Origin of the sequence: Adhaeribacter arboris (genome assembly GCF_003023845.1) — a bacterium.
GTDB classification, from domain to species: Bacteria; Bacteroidota; Bacteroidia; order Cytophagales; family Hymenobacteraceae; genus Adhaeribacter; species Adhaeribacter arboris.
In genome coordinates this window covers 175,836-195,326 of the sequence record NZ_PYFT01000002.1, presented here as the reverse complement: position 1 = coordinate 195,326, position 19,491 = coordinate 175,836, and the positions used below count along the sequence as shown (strand labels likewise).

The window sequence follows — 19,491 nt, the reverse complement described above, 5'->3', positions numbered from 1 at the left end:
TTTAAATATCCGCAAACAAAATGTACCAAATGGCCAGACCCGCCAGCCAAGCGCGTCTTAATTTTTCTTTTACCAAGATAGGAGAGTGGTTGGGCAGCAAGAAGAGCAGCCATCCCATCAAAGAACCTTTGAGCAGGATTTCCAGAACGAGCTCGCCCTTACTTAGATACTGGTTACTTACCGGGGACAAGGAAAGAATAGGCCAGTTCGCCAGAGCTAGCCTATTTAAGAGAAATAGGGTAAAAACAAGCGGGATCCAATACCAGCGGATGTTATAATATTGCAGAACTTCTTTCATATAAGTGACTATCTATTATTTTATCTCATCCCGGGGAACTAAACGCCGGAACCGCTACTCTCAAAGTTAGCTTTTCTAAAATGGTAGGAAATGGGCTCGGGCCGTCCCCTTAATAGCGGCCCTAAGCCAAATCCTGCTGCAAGAATTGTTGAAGCACATGGACCGGTGATTCTTCCGGCTGGTGGGGCAAGGTGGTGCGGGTAGGATTTAGATAGCCCGGCAGGCTGGCGAGCCCCTGTTCGTTAACGCTCCTGAAACCCATACTCCAGTTCTCAAACGAACGCTGGCGAATAGCCCCGTCGGCTAATTTGATGAGATTGGTATGATGATAGTCTTTACTGATCTTGGCAAATAATCTTCTTAAATCTTCTTCGGCGCCTTCAATCAATTGGACATAATGCTCCCCACTGTACAAGAGCAGGCCCGTGATGGCATCTCTTAGGTTATTACGGCGATATTGGATTAACATTTCTTGGAGTTCTGCTTCCTGGACGATTACCAGGGCCGTACTGATGTACATGATATGGTGCATAACCTGAGATCTTAGCATTAATAAACACGAAACACGATAAAACCTGATAACAGCAAGCTATTAGAGCACCAAAAGAATCGTTTGTAGTTCATTCTTCGGATAGTTATAGCTAAGCTGGGTATTTATTCTTCCATCCTCAAATACCGGATAACAGCGGTACATTTCCGTGTCGCCGGCCGCATCAAAGTCCTGATTTTCCGTGACTAGGAAAGCGAAATAGGCCTCGGTCCGTTGGTGTTGTACCGGAACGTACTGGTCAAAGTTTAGCTTAAAAAGCATCCGATTATTCTTTCAGCAGGAGTCATACCCTTGCCATACAAGTAAACGAAAAGCAGAGTTCTTGGACAGCGGTTATTTCCGTGTTATTCGCGTGTTTTTACGTGTTAACCCGATATCTATCAAGTGATTGCGGTAAATACGGAAAGATGGGAAAAGATTTAAGTACTCCCACATCGCGTTTTTTGATTCCACTTGCCTCAGACTAATCTCCTTCTTTATTATTTTTGCCTCGGTATTTATTCTGGTTAAATATAAGTACTGGTTTTACAAACAATTGTTAGCGAATAGGTTGCCCTTATTTTATTTCTATTAGCCAGCTAGAAAAAGGCCTTATATTTCCTGAATTAATACTATAGTAAAGAGGTAAATACGTAAATGTAAGCGAGTAATACGGTAAAATACGAGAAAGCGGAACTTGGTAACTTTAATTCTTGTAGACGCGGACAGGAACGCTAGAGAGTGATGGATCTATTCAAACCAGGTTATTTTCAAGGAATTAGCATCGAGAATATGACCAGAATCCAGGTAGAAGCCGCCCTACTCTACCTGGACTACCATCGGGCAGCCGTAACGGATACTAATCAAGTCATTCAAGACTGCGTCTTAAAAGTAGATCTAATTAATAAGTTAATGGCTTTAAATAAAATAGACCGTCAAAGCTCCCGGGGTTAAATCAATTATTCTATTTGACATTACTTCTTAAAACTGTTTGCTGTCTTCCTGCCCGGAGCCTAAAATTGTGAGACGCTGTAAGATATTTGTTTGTAAGTTTAAAAGCTTCATCGAGCTTTCAGGCTCTCCGCTCTGTTCCAACAAAACATCCAGATAGAAAAGGGCCTCTTGAGCTTGCTGCTTATCTAATTTTTCAACCACCAGGTTATCCGCATTAAAATCTAATAGTCTCGCCATAACCCAAATTTTTATTAGCAATTTAATAGTAATTGCATTGAATCTTATCCCGATAAACACCTAAAAGTGAACGTATAAACCAGTATTTTTAATTTCTTATCGTTCTGAAAATGTTTAGCTTAGCTACCTTTTCACTTTTAAATAGTCCTTTTTGACCTAAATAGCTTTTTTATTTATCTTAGTAAAACTAATAGGCCATCTGCTGGACTACCAACAAGAACTAAGGAGAACTAAATAATGACTTTGTTTAGCGCTTGGTTATAAAATTCTGATTTTGGGTAAAAGAAATATTATTGTGATTGGTGCCTCGGCGGGCGGTTTTGAGGCCATTAAGCAACTGACGGCCGCGTTGCCCGCCGATCTGGAGGCCGCTATCTTCATCGTCTGGCATATGTCGCCGGATGTAACGGGCATATTACCACAAGTAATAAACCGCCAAAAAACGTTGTTGGCCACCAACGCCATTGATAACGAACCTATCGCTAATAACCGGATTTATGTAGCGCCCCCGACCGGCACCTGCTGCTGGAGAAGGGCGTGGTCCGGATAACGCGAGGGCCGAAAGAAAACCGTTTTCGGCCGGCGGTAGACCCTTTATTTCGTTCAGCCGCCTATATCTACGGGTCTCGGGTGATTGGTATTATTCTGTCCGGCGCCTTAGATGATGGTACGGCTGGGTTATGGACGATAAAAAGCCGGGGTGGTATTGCTATCGTGCAGGAACCGGCCGAGGCACAAGTGTCCTCTATGCCCAAACATGCTTTAGCGGCTGTGGAAGTAGATTATTGTTTGCCCATTGCCGAAATGGCTGCCCTGCTGGTGAAACTAATCGCCCAAACAACCGAAGGAGATAAAGAAATTAGGATGGAAGAGCAAAAAAAGACGGCGATGGAAGTGCGCATCGCCTCTCAGGACCATGCCCTGGAAAAGGGTATTTTGGATGTAGGCCAGCCCTCGCCTTATGCCTGTCCGGAATGTCATGGAGTACTATTTACCATTAAAGATGGGGATATAGCCCGCTATCGGTGCCACACCGGGCACGCGTATTCGGCCGATAGCCTTTTAACCACTATTACCGAAAAAATTGAAGACACTTTATGGAGTGCTATCCGGGGAGTAGAGGAAAGTATCATTTTGCTCAACAACCTGGGCGACCACTATGCGGAAAAAAACCAACCAAAACTGGCCGCCATGTATTTTAAAAAAGCCAAAGAAGCCGAAAGCCGGGCCGAAATTGTCCGGCAATCGGTTTTTAACCACGAGCAATTAACCACCAATAGTATCCGCCAACAAGCAGCGGCAGAAACGAGTGGCGAATAATATTGAGAGAACAAGAGATTTAATTTTAAAAGATTAAGTCCTCCCTTCCGGGTGGGAGTAAAAAAGGGTATCATGGGATCAAATAAATTTTATGATTTTCTCACCGAAAAGCCGCACGACTTTCTAATTGTGGGTTTAGGCGCTTCGGCGGGCGGTGTTCAAGCGTTACGAGAGTTCTTTGCGCACGTGCCCGAAGATTCCCGGATGGCGTATGTGGTTATTCTGCACCTTTCCCCCGATCATGATAGCCAACTGGCGGAGGTACTTCAGGCGGTAACCACCATCCCGGTGGCACAGGTTCGGGAAAAAGTAGAAATTAAGCCGGATCACATTTACGTGGTGCCTCCCAATCAGCACCTGATTATAGAAGAGGGCTTCATTGCGCCATCGGTTAACCTGCACCTGGAAGAAAGGCGGGCGCCGGTGGATATATTTTTCCGGAACCTGGCTGATTCGCACGGCCCCCGAGCGGTGAGTGTTATTTTATCCGGCACCGGAGCCAACGGCTCCATGGGCTTAAAACGGGTAAAAGAAAGGGGCGGGGCGGCTTATGTACAAAACCCCCGCGAGGCCGAATTTAACGAAATGCCCCGCAACGCCATTGCTACTGAGCTGATTGATGACGTGCTGCCGGTGGCCGAAATCCCGGCTCGCATCGTGGCCTACCGGGATAGTCTGGGCACCGTGGAAATTGCCCTAGTCGCGGAGCAGCGGCCGGAGCAACACCAACAGGCTTTGCGCGAAATATTTGCCCAATTGCGCTTGCGCACCGGTCATGACTTTTCTAATTACAAGCGGGCAACCTTGCTGCGCCGGATTGAACGCCGCATTAACGTGCGAGACCTGCCCGACCTGCCGAGTTACGCCGCTTTTTTGCAGCAGAATATCGAGGAAAGCCAGGCTTTACTAAAAGACCTTTTAATTTCAGTTACTAATTTCTTCCGGGATAAAAAGCCTTTTGCCGCCCTGGAACAAGATATTTTACCGGTCATCTTTCAAGATAAAAGATCGGAAGACGAGATAAGAATATGGGTAGCCGGTTGTGCCACGGGGAAGAAGCTTATTCGTTGGCCATGCTGGTGGCGGAAAGAACCCTAGATGTAGTAGATGCGCCGAAAGTACAAATATTTGCCACGGACCTAGATGCGGCCGCTATTGGCACCGCTCGTGAAGGTATTTACACGCTCAACGATGCTGCCGATGTTTCCGCCGAACGGCTGAAGCGCTTTTTTACCAAAGAAGGGGATCACTACCGCGTCATCCGCGAGATCCGGGAAATGATTCTTTTTGCCCAGCACAATTTTTTAAAAGATCCGTCTTTTTCGCGCCTGGACTTGGTAACCTGCCGCAACGTACTGATTTACTTGAATAGCACGGCCCAGGAACGGGTCATGGAAACGTTTCATTTTGCTTTAAAACCGGGTGGTTACCTGTTCCTGGGTTCGGCCGAATCCGTGGATGGCGCCAGCGATCTGTACGCTACGGTAAGCCGGGAGAATCGGATCTTCCGGTCCCGGCAAGTGGCCTTGCGCAAATACCCCGTGCCCGAATCGGTTCCTAACTTAATACCCCCGCCATTAATGATCCGCAAGGCGAAGGAGCCGGAAAGCTCTCCAACCGGCCGCATTTCTTTCGGGGAGTTGCATCAGAAACTGCTCGAGCAATACGCACCGCCCTCGTTGGTGGTAAATGAAGATTACGAGATCCTGCATATGTCCGAGAAAGTAGGCCGGTTTCTGGAATTATCCGGCGGCGAGCCCACTAAGAACCTGCTCCAGCTAATCCGGCCCGAGTTACGCATGGAACTTCGCTCGATCCTTTACCAAGCCATACAACGCCAAACCGTCCTGGAAGTTCGCAATATAGTCTGGGGTCAGCATGGGGAACGCCAGTCGGTAAACATTCAGGTAAAACCGGTTACCAAAGAAGGCGATCCGGCGAAAGGGTTCGTCCTGGTAATTTTTGAATCAAATGAACCGGAGCAGGAAACAAGCAATGAAAAAGTAATTACAACTGTCGAGGAGCCCATCGCCCGGCAACTGGAAGAAGAGCTGATCCAGATAAAAGCTCAGTTAAGACTTTCAGCGGAACAGTACGAATACCAGGCCGAGGAGTTAAAAGCCTCGAACGAGGAATTGCAGGCCATAAACGAAGAGTTGCGCTCGGCCGCGGAAGAGCTGGAAACCAGTAAGGAAGAATTGCAATCGATTAACGAAGAGCTGCGCACGGTAAACCAGGAACTCAAGGTAAAAATTGAGGAAACCGTTATTACCAGTAACAATTTACAAAATTTGATTAATTCGACCGAAGTCGCTACCATTTTCCTGGACCGTGCTTTCTGCACGAGGTTATACACCCCAGCGGCGCGGCAAATTTTTAATTTAATCCCCTCGGACTACGGCCGACCTATTTCGGATATTACCCACCGCCTGGATTATGACCATTTACTAGCGGACGTGGAAACCGTCCTGGAGAAGCTCACCCTTCTGGAACGGGAAGTAACCACCACGGACCAACGGGCTTTCATGATGCGGATATTACCCTACCGTACCACTGAGGACCGGATTAACGGCATTGTGATCACCTTTTTTGATGTAACCCTCCGCAAACAGGCCGAGAAAGCGTTGTTGCAGTCGGAACAACGCTTACGGTTGATAATAGAGAGTGCGAAGGACTACGCTATCCTTTCTCTCGATACGCAGAGACGGGTAGTTAGTTGGAGTAGTGGGGCCCAAATACTGCTGGGTTATACCGAAGCGGAGATTATAGGAAAATCAGGCGACCTTATTTTTGTACCGGAAGACCGCGAAAACAAAGCGCCGGAATGGGAAACACAGACGGCGGAGAAAGAAGGACGGGCGGAGGATGAGCGCTGGCACCGGCGCCAAGATGGTTCCCGGTTCTGGGCTTCGGGTATTACCCGGCCGTTGCGGGATGAACAGGATAACACCATTGGCTTCGTAAAGATTATGCGGGACCTGACGGAGCAGAAGCAAGTGGAAGAGGCCTTGCGCATGGCGGAAGAAAAGTACCGGACCCAACTGGAAGACGAGGTGCAGCAGCGCACGGCAGAGTTAAAAACCAGCCGGGACCAATATTTTACTTTAGTTGAAAATACCCCGGATGTGATAACCCGATGGGATAAAGATTCCAAGCTGGTATTTGCCAACCCCGAATACGAGAGCAAAACCGGCCTTAGTATAGAGCACTTACTGGGTAAAACTCCTAGCGACATGGGGCTGCCCGAGGAAATAGCCCTGCCTTACATGGATAGCTTGCAGAAGGCATTTGAAGACGGCAAACCAGTAGAACACTTTAATCCTTTACCCACCCCAGACGGCGAGGGGTACTTTTATTCGCGTATTTCGCCGGAAAAAAATGCTGCTGGTAAAGTGGAAACAGTATTGGCTATTGCCCGGGATATTACCCAGATACGAAAAGCGGAGCTGGAGATAATTCAGGGCCGGCAATTCCTGCAATCCGTCATGGACAGTTCGCTGGATGTCATTCAGGTCTTTGATGCTGTTCGGGATGTCACCGGCACCATCATAGACTTTACCTGGCGAATGAACAATCGCCAGGCCATAGAGCAATTAGGCGAGGTAGTGGGCAAAAGTGTGCGCCAGCAAAGCCCCGGGATTGTTTTATCCGGTGTTTTTGACCGGATGGTACAAGTGGTGGAAAGCGGCGTGGCTTATGAGCAGGAGCAATACTATTCTTATGAGCCGTTTCCGGATAACTGGTTTTATCTTACCTTAGTAAAGCATCACAATGGGGTCATCCTTACTACGAAGGATATTACTCCCTTTAAGAAAGCCGAAGCGGTACGATTACAAAGCTTAATGCTGTTGCAGCAATCCGAAGAAGTAGCGCGCATAGGTAGTTGGGAGTACGATGTTGCGGCCGGCACCTTTGGCTGGAGTGAAGGCATGTACCGCTTGTTTAATCTGCCAGTAGGCAGCCCGGTAAACCCGGAAACCTACCTGGAATACGTAATAGAAGAAGATCAACCTATTGCGCAGCGGGTGGTAAATCATTTGCGGGAAAAACATGAACCCTTAGAGGAAACGCTGCGCCTGCGGGTAAGCGGCCAGGTACTTACCTTCCGGATTAAAGCCGTGGTGCTGCGCAACGAACAAGGAGAACCCCTTAAAGTATTAGGCATTGATCTGGATATTTCGGAAGTAAAACGCCTGGAAGAAGAAAACCTGCAGATGCGGCTGAATCAGCAAAAAGCCTTGTTGCTGGGTATTCTGGCTGCTCAGGAAGAAGAGCGTAGCCGGATTTCCGAATCTTTACACAACGGGGTAGGTCAGCTGTTGTACGCCACGAAACTGAATCTGGACCAGGTGGCTCCGCACGTGTCATCCGATATAATAAAAATTACCAAAAAACTACTGGATGAAGCTATTCAGGAAACCAGGAGGGTATCGCACGAGTTAGTGCCAATTGTACTAAAGGATTTCGGCTTGACCAGAGCGGTAGAGGATTTATGCAAACAATACAGACAGAGTTCAATCGAGGTAAATTGCGATGCGGAGGAAATGGAATACCCGCTGGAATCTTACCTGGAACTGGCTATGTACCGCATCTGCCAGGAATTGCTAACCAACGTAACCAAACACGCCGAGGCGACTAGTGTTGATATTCTGCTAATGCAGGAAGAGGGCGAATTAATCCTGAAAGTACGCGATAATGGCAAAGGAATAAACCCAGAACCTGGTAAAAAGAGTGGTATTGGGCTTCGTACTATTCAGGATCGGATAAAACTATTGAATGGTACCTTTGCCATAAACACTCCCGCCGGCGGTAAAGGTACCCAGATAACTGTCCAAATTCCAATTACCAGTATAAATTAAGTTTATAGAATTTATTTGGGTATGTCCAGACTATCTTGGTCATAGGTCGACGTTTTTCAGGATGAGTCATGACAAACTTTGTCTCGTAAAAGGACGGTGGCTGTTGCACAACTTTGTTTTAAGCCTGACTGATTTCACGGTCTGAACTTATTGCCACCCCGGGAGTACTTTCCTGGTTGTAAAGAGGGTAGTAAAAGCGATAAAATAGCTAGCAAAGACATTTTGCTGCTCTTTAACCAGTGCAAGGGCTTGGCTTACTACTTTCACTGGCTTGAACTTCATATATTTTTTCAGGTTGAAGGCAGTAGCGGCCAGTAACATCACCTTGTGCGCCCCGGCTTTGCCTCGCACCCCTATTTGCCGTAGCCCATAATAATGAATTAAGCTGCCGAAGACGGGCTCCACGGTGCTTTGCCGAAGCCGCTTCATCCGCTTCCCCTTTCTGCTTTGCTGCCTTGCCTGTGCCCGCCGATACTCTGGGTCGTAAGCGGTGCGGGTAATTTGTCGGCATGGGCTTTTAGGAACACAAGAGGATTTCAAAGGACACTGTTTGCAGTCCTGGTAGGTAGCCCGGTAGATTTTTAGTAATCCTCCCTCCGCATTGGTGTCAACGGTTTTAAAGGAGAGTATTTTACCGGCCGGACAGGTGAACTGGTCCTGCTGTTGATTGTAAGGGAAGCCTTCAATTTCCGGTTTGTACTGGCCAAACACGGGTATCCAGCCGATTATCTTTCTTTGCTCTAAAAAGGAGTAGTTGCTTCCATTAGAATACCCACTATCGGCCAACAACTCCTGTAGAAGCAGCTCATTGTCTAGTAACCGCCGCTGCAATTTCAAGGTAATAGCGGGCAGATACTGGCTATCTCTACCATCCGCCAAGTCGGCCTGCACATGGCTGATGACGCCTTTGGCTGTATCTACCGCCAGACTGCAATGATAATTGAGCTTTCTAGCCTTACCTGGTTTGACCGATATACGGGCATCCCCATCAGTAGGACTATAGTGAGTTTTATTACTTACCAGCCGGGCCTTCTCGTAATTGCCTCCCAAACCTTTAGGAGATTCTTTTAGCTGATCTTGGTGCTTTTTCAGCTTTCTTAATTGATGCTCGGGAGCAGAAATAAATTGCTCTGGTTTGCTGTTTTTATTTCTATTTGACTCTTCGGCGGCTGAACTATTCTCTATAGTTATCTGATTCACATACATTTTCGCAGACCCAGCCGGTTGCTTTAGAAGCAGGCTGTCCATGGAAGCATTAGCCTTGACCGGTGCCGAGTCGATGGCCTGCCTACGACCGACTACCATGCCTTTCTCGACACACAAGCGAAAAACTTTATCAAACAACGATTCAAACAGGGCCTCGGGATAGAGCTGACGGGCACGACTCACCGGGGAGTGCCAGGGCAAGGGCTCGTCTAAGTGATAGTCCAGAAAGTAAAGCAGGTCCAGTCGCAGGCTGCAATGTTCGATAAGCTGGCGGTCCGAGACAATATTCTCCAGGTAACCCACTAAGCAGAGCTTAAAGAAAACTACCGGGTCAATCGACTGTTGGCCACAACGCCCGAAATAGGGCTGGGTAAGTTCGTAGAGAAAATCCAGATCCACCTCTTGTTTCAACCGTCGGTAAAAGTTGTGTTCCGGCACGTGCGCCGAGAGGGAGAAGAGCAGCACCTTCTCCTCGGCAAATACCTTCTTGCCTTGCATAACATCAAAGATTAATTGGTAACCTTCTTTAACGGCTACCATTAATCAGGTAGTTGTGCAACAGCCACGACGGAAAAATGATATAGAGAAAGGCTTGGTTCTGCCAGGTCTTTTTTGTTGGATTTGTGTGTCATAAGACCATCTCAAAAATCATCGTTAATTTTTTATTTATGAGATGAGTTTGAAGAATGGGGCTTTATCTAAAAAAGATAAATAATAAAAAGCCCCTTATTTCTAAGAGGCTTGGAGATCAATTTAGGTCACACTAGGCTGACATCGCATAATCAGAACCAGATATTAGAACATCAGCAGACAATCCTAGCCCTTTTTTTAAGGCTCTGATGTTTTGCAGACTTAAGGGGCGTTTGCGGTTTAACACCTTGGAAACGTTTCCTTTGTTTCCAAAGTAGGGCACTAAGTCGTTTTGCGCTAACCCTAAAACTTCCATTCTGGTTTTCAGGTACTCAATAGGATCAAGTTCTTCTGCCGGATAATTTTCTTCTTCGAATTTAACCAGCAGCATGGTTAAAATTTCTGCTTCTTCATCTTCCGGGCTTCCTTTCTCCGGCTCTCCCAGTTCCCGGATTCTTTTCAATGCTGCCTGATATTCCGCTTCGTTGTGAATTAATTTTGTTTCCATCTCTAAAAGGGCGTTAAGATGTTGTAAAGTCAATTTAGTACTCTAAAAACCTTTTTTAAAGGTCTTTTATTTTTATTTTATCATACTCCGCGTGAGTTCCAATCCATATTACCTGAACTCTTTTAACTCGGAAAAACACAATAGCAACTAGGCGAAAATCATTAGCCTTTATATTGAAAACAACTTTGCTATCTACCACCATTTCTGCACTAGGGAAATCTGCCCGCATTTCATTTACATTGTTCCAAGTGGCTTTTTTAGTGGTATAATACCAATCTAACAAATAAGCTTTAGCAGCAGCGTGTTGTTCAAAGTAGGCCTTAATGGTTGGATAACTAATAACATTCATTGATGCTTCTATGGTATTACTGGCGGTATACGACAAAGATAACAACGAGTTGTCGAATTGACAACTTTATATCACTATTCTTTATCCTTTATAACTTCATGCGTTGTGAAAATTTGAAGAATAGCCCTATTTAAGGGGGATACTAAAATCTACCTCTTCCGGAGTCAAACATTTCTGGTCGTTGCACGCCATGTATTCGATACTACCTGTAACTACTACCGGAGAATTCGTAAATTGAACCTTTTGCTGGAATATAACCGAGTTAGAAAAATAGCTGACTTGCATGTTGAATACTTTTTCAAACGTAGTGACTGGTTTTGGTTCTTGGGGACTACCCACCAACTTATATGCTTTGGAAGGATTGAAAGTAAAACCAGTTTTTACCGGCCCTCCTTTTGCCACCTGTTGGGAATAGATATGCCATCCCGGCTCAATGATGGCTTTCATATAAATAATACCTTCCTTATTTGCCGTTTTTTTTCCGGCATAAGACCATGTTACCGGCTTTAGTATTTGGCCAGAAGTAGTAGCGCCAATAAAAAGCGCACTTATAATTACAATTAGGTTTTTCATTAGATTCCTTGTTTATATACCAACCGGCTATTTTGACCGGCTAGATGGTAACTATACGTTGATAAATTCTTTGCACCTGGACCGCCTGAAACTCCCCACCCCGGCTAGCTCGGAAGCCAGCTTCATTTAATTTACCAGCAATGGCCAGCCAACTCAAACCTTTGGAACGGTAAAGCTCGATCATGGCGGCCGCTCTTTTATTATTATGGTTCGTACTTGCTTTCTCTTTTAATGCCCGAGCGCCAGCAACCCGATCCTGATAGGTTAAGTTTTCCGGTTTCCCTAATTTGGCACCCTGGGCAATCTTCGCTTGGAGTGCGGCCTTGGTTCGGCTGCTGATCAACTCCCGTTCGTGCTGGGCCAGTACCGCGAAGATGCCAATCGTTAAAGTATTCGCATCGGGCATATCGGCACAAACGAAATCAACCCCGCTATCCTTCAAAGTAAAAATGAAAGAAGCGTTCCGGCTGAGCCGATCCAGTTTGGCAATAACTAAAGTAGCTTTAATTTTTCGGGCCTGTTCAATGGCCGCGATCAGTTGCGGCCGGTTGTTTTTCTTACCACTTTCTACTTCGACGTATTCACTGGTAATCTTTTGTCCTTTCAAGAAACTAGCCACGGCGTATTGTTGCGCCTCCAGGCCTAATCCCGAGGCTCCTTGCTTGGCAGTACTTACCCGGTAATAAGCAACATACTTTTTCTCCATCTTGAACTAAAAATAAGGAGAAATTACTAGTTTTACAAATCATAAACGAGCGTTTATGATTTGTAAAATGAGTTAAATAGCGTACTTTTATCCTATATATATTCCGGATCTTATGAATTTCTACTACATCCAACCAGGCGACAAGGATATCAAATTTAATGCATCTCTGGATTTAGCAGAAATTAAACACCTTCATTATTGTTTGCTCGGGAAGTTGGAAGCAGAAAAGCAACAAGGGGTTATTAGTATCACTACCCAGGAACTGCTTTATAAGCTAGATGGGATAATTCAATACTTGCAATCAGAAAACTATGGGTAATAAAAAATATATAGCCTATTACCGGGTTAGTACTGCTAAGCAAGGGGCAAGTGGATTGGGCTTGGAAGCTCAGCAGTATGCTGTTGCTGCTTTCCTGAAAGGAGAGAAGATTACCAGTGAATACATCGAAGTAGAGAGCGGGAAAAAGAACAACCGGCCTCAGCTGATCGCCGCCATTGAGCAGGCCCGGAAATTAAAGACACTTTAGTTATTGCCAAACTGGATCGACTTAGCCGTAACGCTTCTTTTATTTTTACCTTGAAGGATAGCGGGGTTGATTTTGTCTGTGCTGATATGCCGGATGCCAATACTTTAACTATTGGAATATTTGCGGTGTTAGCCCAACACGAACGGGAGCTCATCAGTAGCCGGACCAAAGCAGCTCTCCAAGTTAAGATTGCTCAGGGTGTAAAATTAGGTAAGCCGGAAAACCTAACCTACCAGAACCGGGTAGCCGGTGCTCAGGTGATGCGACAAAAAGCAGTGACTAACGAAAACAACAAGCGGGCCGCTGCCATGGTGAATCTCTACCGGGCACAGGGACTAAATTGGGTAGCTATTGCTGAAAAGCTTAATGAAGCTGGCTTCAGAGCTAGTCGTGGTGGCAGATTTCAGGCAATTCAAGTACAACGGATATTTGAACGCTTAAAAGTTTAACCATCTTAATATTAGTCATGCTTTAATATATAAGATAACTGGCCTATAAATAAGAAATAGTATCTTTATATAGTTTTAACTGCGCGTAGAAATCAAGAGTTATAGATGGAGTATCATATTTATTGTGATGAATCAGATAAGAAAGGAAAGCATTTTTCAAACTTTTATGGAGCTGCTTTAGTTAAGGGTCCAGATAAAGAAGATATTGAACATACTCTTAGGATGGTGTTCCAGGAGAATAATCTTTTCAACGAGCTAAAATGGCAAAAAGTCACTGAAAATTATTTAAGTAAATACCTAGCCGTAATGGATAAGTTCTTTGACCTTATTGTAAAAAATAAAGTCAAGATCCGGATCTTATTCACCCAAAATGGTTATTCCCCAGTTGGGTTAACAGATCAACACAAAGAAGACGAATTCTTTATTCTCTATTATCAATTAATAAAACATTCTTTTGGATTGCAATATTGCAACGATAAAGATGGCCCAATCTACTTAAGGCTTTATTTTGATCTTCTTCCAGAGACTAAGGAGAAGTGTGATATTTTTAAGAATTATGTACATCAGCTTCAGGATACGCCTTCTTTTAAAGAAAAAAATATCATAATTAAGAGAGATTATATCTCTGAAGTTGATTCTAAGAAACATGTAATAATGCAATGTCTGGACATTTTATTGGGCGCAATGGTTTTTCGTTTAAATGATAAACATAAAGAGATACCTCCGGGAAAACATAGAAGAGGAAAAAGAACTATTGCAAAGGAAAAATTATATAAACACATCTACAATCGCATCTGCCAAATTAAACCCAGATTTAATATTGGGATTTCAACAGGAAGAGATTCTGATAGTGATACCTGGAATGGTCCCTACAGGCATTGGAGATTTATAAGTAGAGATTATGAAATAGATGAGACTATGTTTAAAGGGAATAAAAAAAATAAGCTCTGATATCCCTACGTCAGCTTCCTAAGTGGAACTTAGGTGTTCGGGGTACCAGAGCATTACAAAAGTAGTGTACGTATATTAAAAATACAAGTTTTACTACTACTTTATATTAAAGCCTCTCAGTCTATTAGCTGAAAGAAACCATAGAATTTCCTGCCTCTGTAAAGCTCGTTTATTCATTCGCGATTATGGGACAAGAACAATTTCACCTACCAATAACGAACGTCGTAGATTTGTAAAATACTTTAAAGCTTTATACTTATCAGTGCTTAGAAGCTTAAACTAGTGGTATATGTATTTAAATTCTATCAGAAAATTTAGTGGGAATTTTGAAACCTGCTGTTTTCAATTCTCGGACTAATTTAGCTTTCCATTTGCCAGCTTTGTCATACGATTGGTATACTACTCCTACAAAATCACTAGGTTGTTCAATAGATTCTTCGGAATGTAAGACAAAGATGTTTTTCCTATCTAACTTACCTAAAAAATAACCTAATTCAAGGACAACATTCTGCCTGGCTCGTAATCGTAAAGGTGTTTCTTTACTCCGGCCTTTGGAACGCAGCCTTCCTTCGTCGTCAGCCGAGTAAAGGATCACCGCATATTCACACCGGGCAGCTTCTTTTATAAACTTCTCAATGACCGTTTGTCCATTATCATCTTCTCGCTCCAAGATTACAGTTGGCAGAGCTAAACCGCGCAAAGCACTTTGTACCGCCTCTCGCATCTGTAAATCACGGCCGTGAACAATAAATATAGATTTATTTTCTCGGTTAATTAATCTTAAGAGAGCTAGTAAGCCAGTCTTCAGCTCAGCTGCCTCTTTCTCCGGAAACCAAGTGCCAGAGCGAATTGTATCCGGAAGTTTGCTTTTTAATTCAGCAATTTTTTTCCCATAGGTTGCTCCATTGTTTAAACTAGGATGTTTATATAACCAACTCGACAAACTTGCAAGACTAGCCTTTAATTGTTGAGCTATATTGGGTGATGGTTTATTATTAGGATAGAAGTTATTAGGTATTGATACACTCAATCTCTCTACTTTATCTATTAATAAACGAAGCTTCGTTTTGTCTAAATGCATTCACAGGAAGGTTAAGCAACCATCTTGGCTAATTCCCATTAGCCTGATTTATTTAGTTATTAACTGCATTAAAAGTAAGGTAAAACTGTCAATTTTCTTTCATTATAGGTCCGTGCTTCGCATAGTACTTAAAATAATAAATTATTATATAAAAATTTATTTATAATTAATTAAGAATTAGTTAATTATACAAAATTTAAACATTTAGAACTCCAATCTTATGTCTGATCAACCAATCGATAACCATAATACTAATTGGGAATATTCTACTTTAAAAGAAGAGCCTACAAGAGCTAGAAATATATTAATTCTAGCAATTACACTAATGTCACTTATCTTCTTATATATCCTAATAAGATACTTTAAATACTTTGCATGGAATAATTATCAACATCCATCAGGGTTAGAGATTGATACGCTAGAATATAATGTATTGTCACATCTTGATGTTATTGGAGCATTACTAGGGTTTATAGGAATAATAGTAGGTTTCTTTATATATTATATTGTAAAAAAGGAAAATGAACGAGAAAAAACAATATTAACAAACCAAATTAATGGTATAAGTACGGATGCAAAGCAGATAGGGAAAGTAGCGGGTGACATGCAATCTAAACTCGAGGAAATAGTTAAGATGGCACCAGACATGCAGAAGCAAATTGGAGATATAGTATCTGGAGCAAATGTAATGCAAGAGAAAATTGGAGAAATTATTTCTAGAGTTACTTCATTAACTAAAATAGATGATCTTAAAGGAAGATTTAAAGCTATAAAAGGCGTAATTGATCATGCTGAAAGCTCCAACAATCAGCTCACTATTTTAACATACATGACCAGTTATGGTGCCTTTCTAGTACATAATATTGGAATAGCTGCACGGGAGGAAGGAGAAGAACTTAGTAATATAATAAAAACTAATCCAGATCATGAAAATGAAAAGTACTTGACCTTTAAAAGTAAGGATTTATATAATCAGTATCTAGCGAAACTTGAAGAAGCTCAAGCTGAAATTACAAATAAGCTCACCAATTTTCCTTCAAGTAAAATACCCAACTCCTTACGAATCGGAGTGCTAAGTAATACAAAGTTAAATAATCCGGAAATATTTAAACCTTCTAAATTAAGATCCTTTGTAATATCCCGAGTTTTAAAGAATAAAAAAGCTTTTTTTATACGAAAGAATAACGAAGGATACGTGCGAATAAATAAAGATAAATTTGACGAAAACCTTTTTGTCTATGCAACCAAAAATATGCCTGAACCTGGCAAAGAATTTAAGGATTATACGGATGAGAAAATATTAGAAATATTTTGTGATAAATTGATCGATAAGGATGCGGAGTTGATTGAAAACTTAAAGGAAAAGCATAGCCATAAAATTTTCTATCCTCTAGATTATATTCCCTTCCAATTTTTCTTAAGCAGTCCAGTAAAACGCAGTAAACAAGGTAAATGGAAAGCAGTTGTTATATTCACTAACTACTATAATATTGGTTCTGGCCAAAGTACTGCAAGCTTTGAAACAGATGATAAGGATTTATGCGAAATATTTTTAGATGTATTTGAAAAATTATGTGAGTATCAGGTTGCTAAAGAACAAAATCCCCACCCTCTAAAGTCTATTTTTATCAATTCTGATATTATTTTCTTCATGCATAAGGAAAATATACCTAATTCTAAGTTAGGAGATTTAATCTCAATAGCTGACATTAATGCTAAAGAGGAATTTATAACCTTTTTTAAAAAACTTGAAATTTCATACGAAGATAAAGCTTATTATGAATATGATAAACTCTCTAATATTTCAAGGTTAAAACGTGTTATTTCCATAGGCTTATTCCATAATAAATTATCAGAGCAACTACTTACATTTAATAAACTTTGTAGCATTAGCAGGAATATAGACAATCACCTTTATAATCTTGAAATATTACAGTACCCTAATGTATTTTCAAGAGAAGAGAAAGATGAATTTGACTATGCTATATTTGCAAGACAATCATTAAATAACAGAATATATTATCTAGCAGGAGGACTTTCGACCCTTGGCACGGAACAGGTAACTATAGCTTTAGAAGATAATGCATTAGATATTGAAAAAAATCTTCTTAATAAAAATAACGACTTTGTTGTTGTATTTAAAATATTCAAACACAACTTAAATAATAAACCTCAACTACTCCTCATTTCTCAACTGCATGAAAAAGAAATTTACTTAACGTCATCCGTTAAAGAAGTAGCAAAAGTTTAATCTTGTTTATATTAATTTTTTGCATTAGTGTCACTTAACTTTTTGTAATAAAATTCTCGTAAATCACATCTCATAAATTATATCTCAACATTCATTTATGAGATGGCTTTAAAAGATATATATTATGGGAAAAGCCTGATGCTATCAGGTGTTTTTTTAATCTCTTTATTCCGTCGTGGCTGTTGCACAACTACCTGATTAATGGTAGCCGTTAAAGAAGAGTAGTAAGCCAAGCCCTTGCACTGGTTAAAGAGCAGCAAAATGTCTTTGCTAGCTATTTTATCGCTTTTACTACCCTCTTTACAACCAGGAAAGTACTCCCGGGGTGGCAATAAGTTCAGACTGTGAAATCAGTCAGGCTTAAAACAAAGTTGTGCAACAGCCACAACCGTTTCGCGAGACGAATTTGGCCAACATAATCAGGACTAGACACAAACTTCTTTCCTAAGAAGATTCATACCGTTACTCTTAATGGCTTTATCTTTAAACTTATCTTCTTTATCCTTGCTTATACCCTTAACCAGGTCTTCTAATTACTCGCAACTTAAGTTAATTATTACTAACTTTTTTCTTCTGTATTGGAAATTCCAAACCAAATCGCATATTCCAGATATTATGGTCTGAGTAATTCTGGTTTGAATTGGTGAATTTGAACATTACTATAACAGTACCTTTTATATTTCTTCTAAATGGATATTCTTTTTTTATTCCAATCTTACTGCCAAAAATCCATTCACGCTTGTAATTTTCAAAGGGGGTATTTAAAAAACTAGGAGGTATTAAGTACTTCATGTATTCAACTTCTAAGCGTGGAGAAAAGCCTTTCCAAACTTTGAATTCGGTATAAGCTCTTGGGCCATAAATTTCACCTTTTTGGCTAGTTTGGGTCCAGTTATTAAAAGCAAATCTTTGATTCCAGCCTAGACCAGTAGTAAGACGGTTTGTAAAGCGATATCCAAGGTAGGGATTGAAATCTAATGAAAGGTAATTTTTTCGCTGAATTTGAAAGGCTATTCCGAGAAATAAATGTTCGTTAAGGGATTTGCCATTACTTATCTTTGGAATCTCCTGGATACTATTCACAGAAGAAAATTTTTGCTTGTATTTAGCCATTTTTTCTATAGCCTGATTCAATCGTTCTTCTCTTCCCTTGAAATGATTAAACGCTTCCTTTATAATTTCTTTTTGAGCTGATTCTTTTAGGGCTTTTGGATCTTCCATTTGTTCGGCTCTTATTAGGAAGTCATTTAGAGGCATATTCTCTGCTGCTTCAATTTTTTCCTGAAAACCGCTTAATTGAATAATATTCTCAAAGGCTGTGTTGATGGGATTATCGGAATTCTTTGTAAAGGAGGTTAACTGAGATACCCCGTCTTTCAGGCTGCCAAATTTCCTCTGAATATGCTTAAGTCCTTCAACATCTTTGAATGGGAGTGATTTGTGGATGAAGGAAAGATCAGGGGAAAGTTCCACCTGTTGAAAGTCTCCCGCTGAAAGTACGGGTAATGCGGGAAGAGAAATATTTGACATGGATTGTACGAATGGATGATTTAGGTTAGGTAACTCAGGTGGAATACAAGATTGATTTATAGCAGGAATGTTCACTCGGGTAGGGTGTTCAAGTGAATTAAGTCCTGAATTAGCTTTAATGGTATTTTGCCATTCCTGTAGTCTGCTTTTAGTTTTTTGAGCCAGATCGTCTTTCTTTGCAGTTACTTCTGACAACAAGGACTCTTTTTTGTAAGTCAAGCTGGTCAATTGCAGGGTAAACTTATCGGTTGGTAACTGAAGTGCTTGCAGGCTATCTATTGTGTATCGGATAGCCAACTCATCCATAATTAATTGTTTATTGATTGTGTGCTTTAAGCTATTTGACCAAGATTCGATGGTCTGAGAATCCTTTGCCCACTGATTTGATACCAAATTGGTGATATGATCCGCTAAGACATATTTGTTTTGCAATTTGTCAGAATTAATCTGTGCGGGTGCAGATACAGCTGCCAGTAGGGATACAATTAATCCACTAATAATTTTTTTCATATATTATTAGGTTAGTTCTGTGG

At 41.8% G+C, this 19,491-nt stretch carries 18 protein-coding genes and 3 pseudogenes; 10 read left to right on the top strand and 11 right to left on the bottom strand.

Features of this window, described 5'->3' with window-relative positions:
* Nucleotide 1: 1 nt before the first annotated feature.
* From AHMF7605_RS29290 to AHMF7605_RS29280, 3 genes are all read right to left on the bottom strand, one after another.
* Nucleotides 2-298 (bottom strand): hypothetical protein, encoded by a 297-nt coding sequence (locus AHMF7605_RS29290; RefSeq protein ID WP_106933675.1) that lies wholly within the window; start codon nucleotides 296-298, stop codon nucleotides 2-4.
* Nucleotides 299-419: 121 nt separating this feature from the next.
* Nucleotides 420-830 (bottom strand): BLUF domain-containing protein, encoded by a 411-nt coding sequence (locus AHMF7605_RS29285; RefSeq protein WP_158267657.1) that lies wholly within the window; start codon nucleotides 828-830, stop codon nucleotides 420-422.
* A 60-nt stretch (nucleotides 831-890) separates the two neighbouring features.
* Nucleotides 891-1,109, bottom strand: coding sequence for a hypothetical protein (locus AHMF7605_RS29280; protein WP_106933673.1), 219 nt, complete (start codon nucleotides 1,107-1,109; stop codon nucleotides 891-893).
* A 510-nt stretch (nucleotides 1,110-1,619) separates the two neighbouring features.
* Between AHMF7605_RS29280 and AHMF7605_RS30040 the strand changes: the two genes are divergently transcribed.
* Nucleotides 1,620-1,781 carry a hypothetical protein gene (locus tag AHMF7605_RS30040; protein WP_158267656.1) on the top strand — a complete coding sequence of 54 codons (162 nt, stop codon included), beginning with the start codon at nucleotides 1,620-1,622 and terminating at the stop codon, nucleotides 1,779-1,781.
* A 27-nt stretch (nucleotides 1,782-1,808) separates the two neighbouring features.
* Here the strand turns inward: AHMF7605_RS30040 and AHMF7605_RS29270 are convergent, their stop codons facing one another.
* A complete protein-coding gene (locus tag AHMF7605_RS29270) occupies nucleotides 1,809-2,018 on the bottom strand; it encodes a hypothetical protein (protein WP_146153700.1) in 210 nt (69 codons plus the stop codon).
* Nucleotides 2,019-2,313: 295 nt separating this feature from the next.
* Between AHMF7605_RS29270 and AHMF7605_RS29265 the strand changes: the two are divergent.
* The 3 genes and pseudogenes from AHMF7605_RS29265 (at nucleotide 2,314) to AHMF7605_RS31245 (ending at nucleotide 8,197) form a co-directional block, all read left to right on the top strand.
* Nucleotides 2,314-3,338, top strand: a pseudogene (locus tag AHMF7605_RS29265) (chemotaxis protein CheB).
* Nucleotides 3,339-3,410: 72 nt separating this feature from the next.
* Nucleotides 3,411-6,320 (top strand): annotated as a pseudogene (locus tag AHMF7605_RS31250) (chemotaxis protein CheB).
* Between the two features lie 32 nt (nucleotides 6,321-6,352).
* The gene (locus AHMF7605_RS31245) at nucleotides 6,353-8,197 is read left to right on the top strand and encodes a PAS domain-containing sensor histidine kinase (protein WP_394336245.1); all 1,845 of its coding nucleotides are present in this window, start codon (nucleotides 6,353-6,355) and stop codon (nucleotides 8,195-8,197) included.
* 147 nt (nucleotides 8,198-8,344) lie between these two features.
* Here AHMF7605_RS31245 and AHMF7605_RS29250 read toward each other — a convergent pair whose 3' ends face one another.
* The 5 genes from AHMF7605_RS29250 to AHMF7605_RS29230 all read right to left on the bottom strand — a co-directional run bounded on the left by AHMF7605_RS29250 (nucleotide 8,345) and on the right by AHMF7605_RS29230 (nucleotide 12,169).
* A complete protein-coding gene (locus tag AHMF7605_RS29250; protein ID WP_449369333.1) occupies nucleotides 8,345-9,901 on the bottom strand; it encodes an IS1182 family transposase in 1,557 nt (518 codons plus the stop codon).
* Nucleotides 9,902-10,166: 265 nt separating this feature from the next.
* Complete coding sequence (locus AHMF7605_RS29245) at nucleotides 10,167-10,541, bottom strand: helix-turn-helix domain-containing protein (protein ID WP_106933800.1); 375 nt, start codon at nucleotides 10,539-10,541, stop codon at nucleotides 10,167-10,169.
* A gap of 55 nt (nucleotides 10,542-10,596) precedes the next feature.
* On the bottom strand, nucleotides 10,597-10,926 hold the full coding sequence (locus AHMF7605_RS29240; RefSeq protein ID WP_233219338.1) for a type II toxin-antitoxin system HigB family toxin: 330 nt from the start codon (nucleotides 10,924-10,926) through the stop codon (nucleotides 10,597-10,599).
* Between the two features lie 90 nt (nucleotides 10,927-11,016).
* Nucleotides 11,017-11,463 (bottom strand): protein-disulfide reductase DsbD domain-containing protein, encoded by a 447-nt coding sequence (locus AHMF7605_RS29235; RefSeq protein ID WP_106933798.1) that lies wholly within the window; start codon nucleotides 11,461-11,463, stop codon nucleotides 11,017-11,019.
* Nucleotides 11,464-11,503: 40 nt separating this feature from the next.
* Complete coding sequence (locus AHMF7605_RS29230; RefSeq protein WP_106933797.1) at nucleotides 11,504-12,169, bottom strand: recombinase family protein; 666 nt, start codon at nucleotides 12,167-12,169, stop codon at nucleotides 11,504-11,506.
* 112 nt (nucleotides 12,170-12,281) lie between these two features.
* On the opposite strand from AHMF7605_RS29230, the gene AHMF7605_RS29225 reads away from it, so the two are divergent.
* The 4 genes from AHMF7605_RS29225 to AHMF7605_RS29215 all read left to right on the top strand — a co-directional run bounded on the left by AHMF7605_RS29225 (nucleotide 12,282) and on the right by AHMF7605_RS29215 (nucleotide 14,096).
* Nucleotides 12,282-12,488 carry a hypothetical protein gene (locus AHMF7605_RS29225; protein ID WP_106933663.1) on the top strand — a complete coding sequence of 69 codons (207 nt, stop codon included), beginning with the start codon at nucleotides 12,282-12,284 and terminating at the stop codon, nucleotides 12,486-12,488.
* Nucleotides 12,481-12,696, top strand: a complete 216-nt coding sequence (locus tag AHMF7605_RS31030) for a recombinase family protein (RefSeq protein WP_317046589.1) — start codon at nucleotides 12,481-12,483, stop codon at nucleotides 12,694-12,696. Before AHMF7605_RS29225 ends, AHMF7605_RS31030 begins: the two co-directional genes overlap by 8 nt.
* Entirely contained in the window at nucleotides 12,681-13,145 is a 465-nt protein-coding gene (locus tag AHMF7605_RS29220) for a recombinase family protein (protein WP_317046591.1), read from the top strand. Before AHMF7605_RS31030 ends, AHMF7605_RS29220 begins: the two co-directional genes overlap by 16 nt.
* A 105-nt stretch (nucleotides 13,146-13,250) precedes the next feature.
* Nucleotides 13,251-14,096 carry a DUF3800 domain-containing protein gene (locus tag AHMF7605_RS29215; protein WP_106933796.1) on the top strand — a complete coding sequence of 282 codons (846 nt, stop codon included), beginning with the start codon at nucleotides 13,251-13,253 and terminating at the stop codon, nucleotides 14,094-14,096.
* Nucleotides 14,097-14,391: 295 nt separating this feature from the next.
* On the opposite strand, the gene AHMF7605_RS29210 is transcribed toward AHMF7605_RS29215, so the two are convergent.
* Nucleotides 14,392-15,177, bottom strand: a complete 786-nt coding sequence (locus AHMF7605_RS29210; RefSeq protein WP_106933795.1) for a TIR domain-containing protein — start codon at nucleotides 15,175-15,177, stop codon at nucleotides 14,392-14,394.
* Nucleotides 15,178-15,397: 220 nt separating this feature from the next.
* Between AHMF7605_RS29210 and AHMF7605_RS29205 the strand changes: the two genes are divergently transcribed.
* On the top strand, nucleotides 15,398-17,428 hold the full coding sequence (locus AHMF7605_RS29205; RefSeq protein WP_106933794.1) for a hypothetical protein: 2,031 nt from the start codon (nucleotides 15,398-15,400) through the stop codon (nucleotides 17,426-17,428).
* Nucleotides 17,429-17,859: 431 nt separating this feature from the next.
* Nucleotides 17,860-17,961: pseudogene (locus tag AHMF7605_RS31290) on the top strand (IS982 family transposase); the annotation flags it as partial.
* A gap of 16 nt (nucleotides 17,962-17,977) precedes the next feature.
* Here the strand turns inward: AHMF7605_RS31290 and AHMF7605_RS29195 are convergent.
* Entirely contained in the window at nucleotides 17,978-19,468 is a 1,491-nt protein-coding gene (locus AHMF7605_RS29195; RefSeq protein ID WP_106933792.1) for a hypothetical protein, read from the bottom strand.
* Nucleotides 19,469-19,491 lie beyond the last annotated feature (23 nt).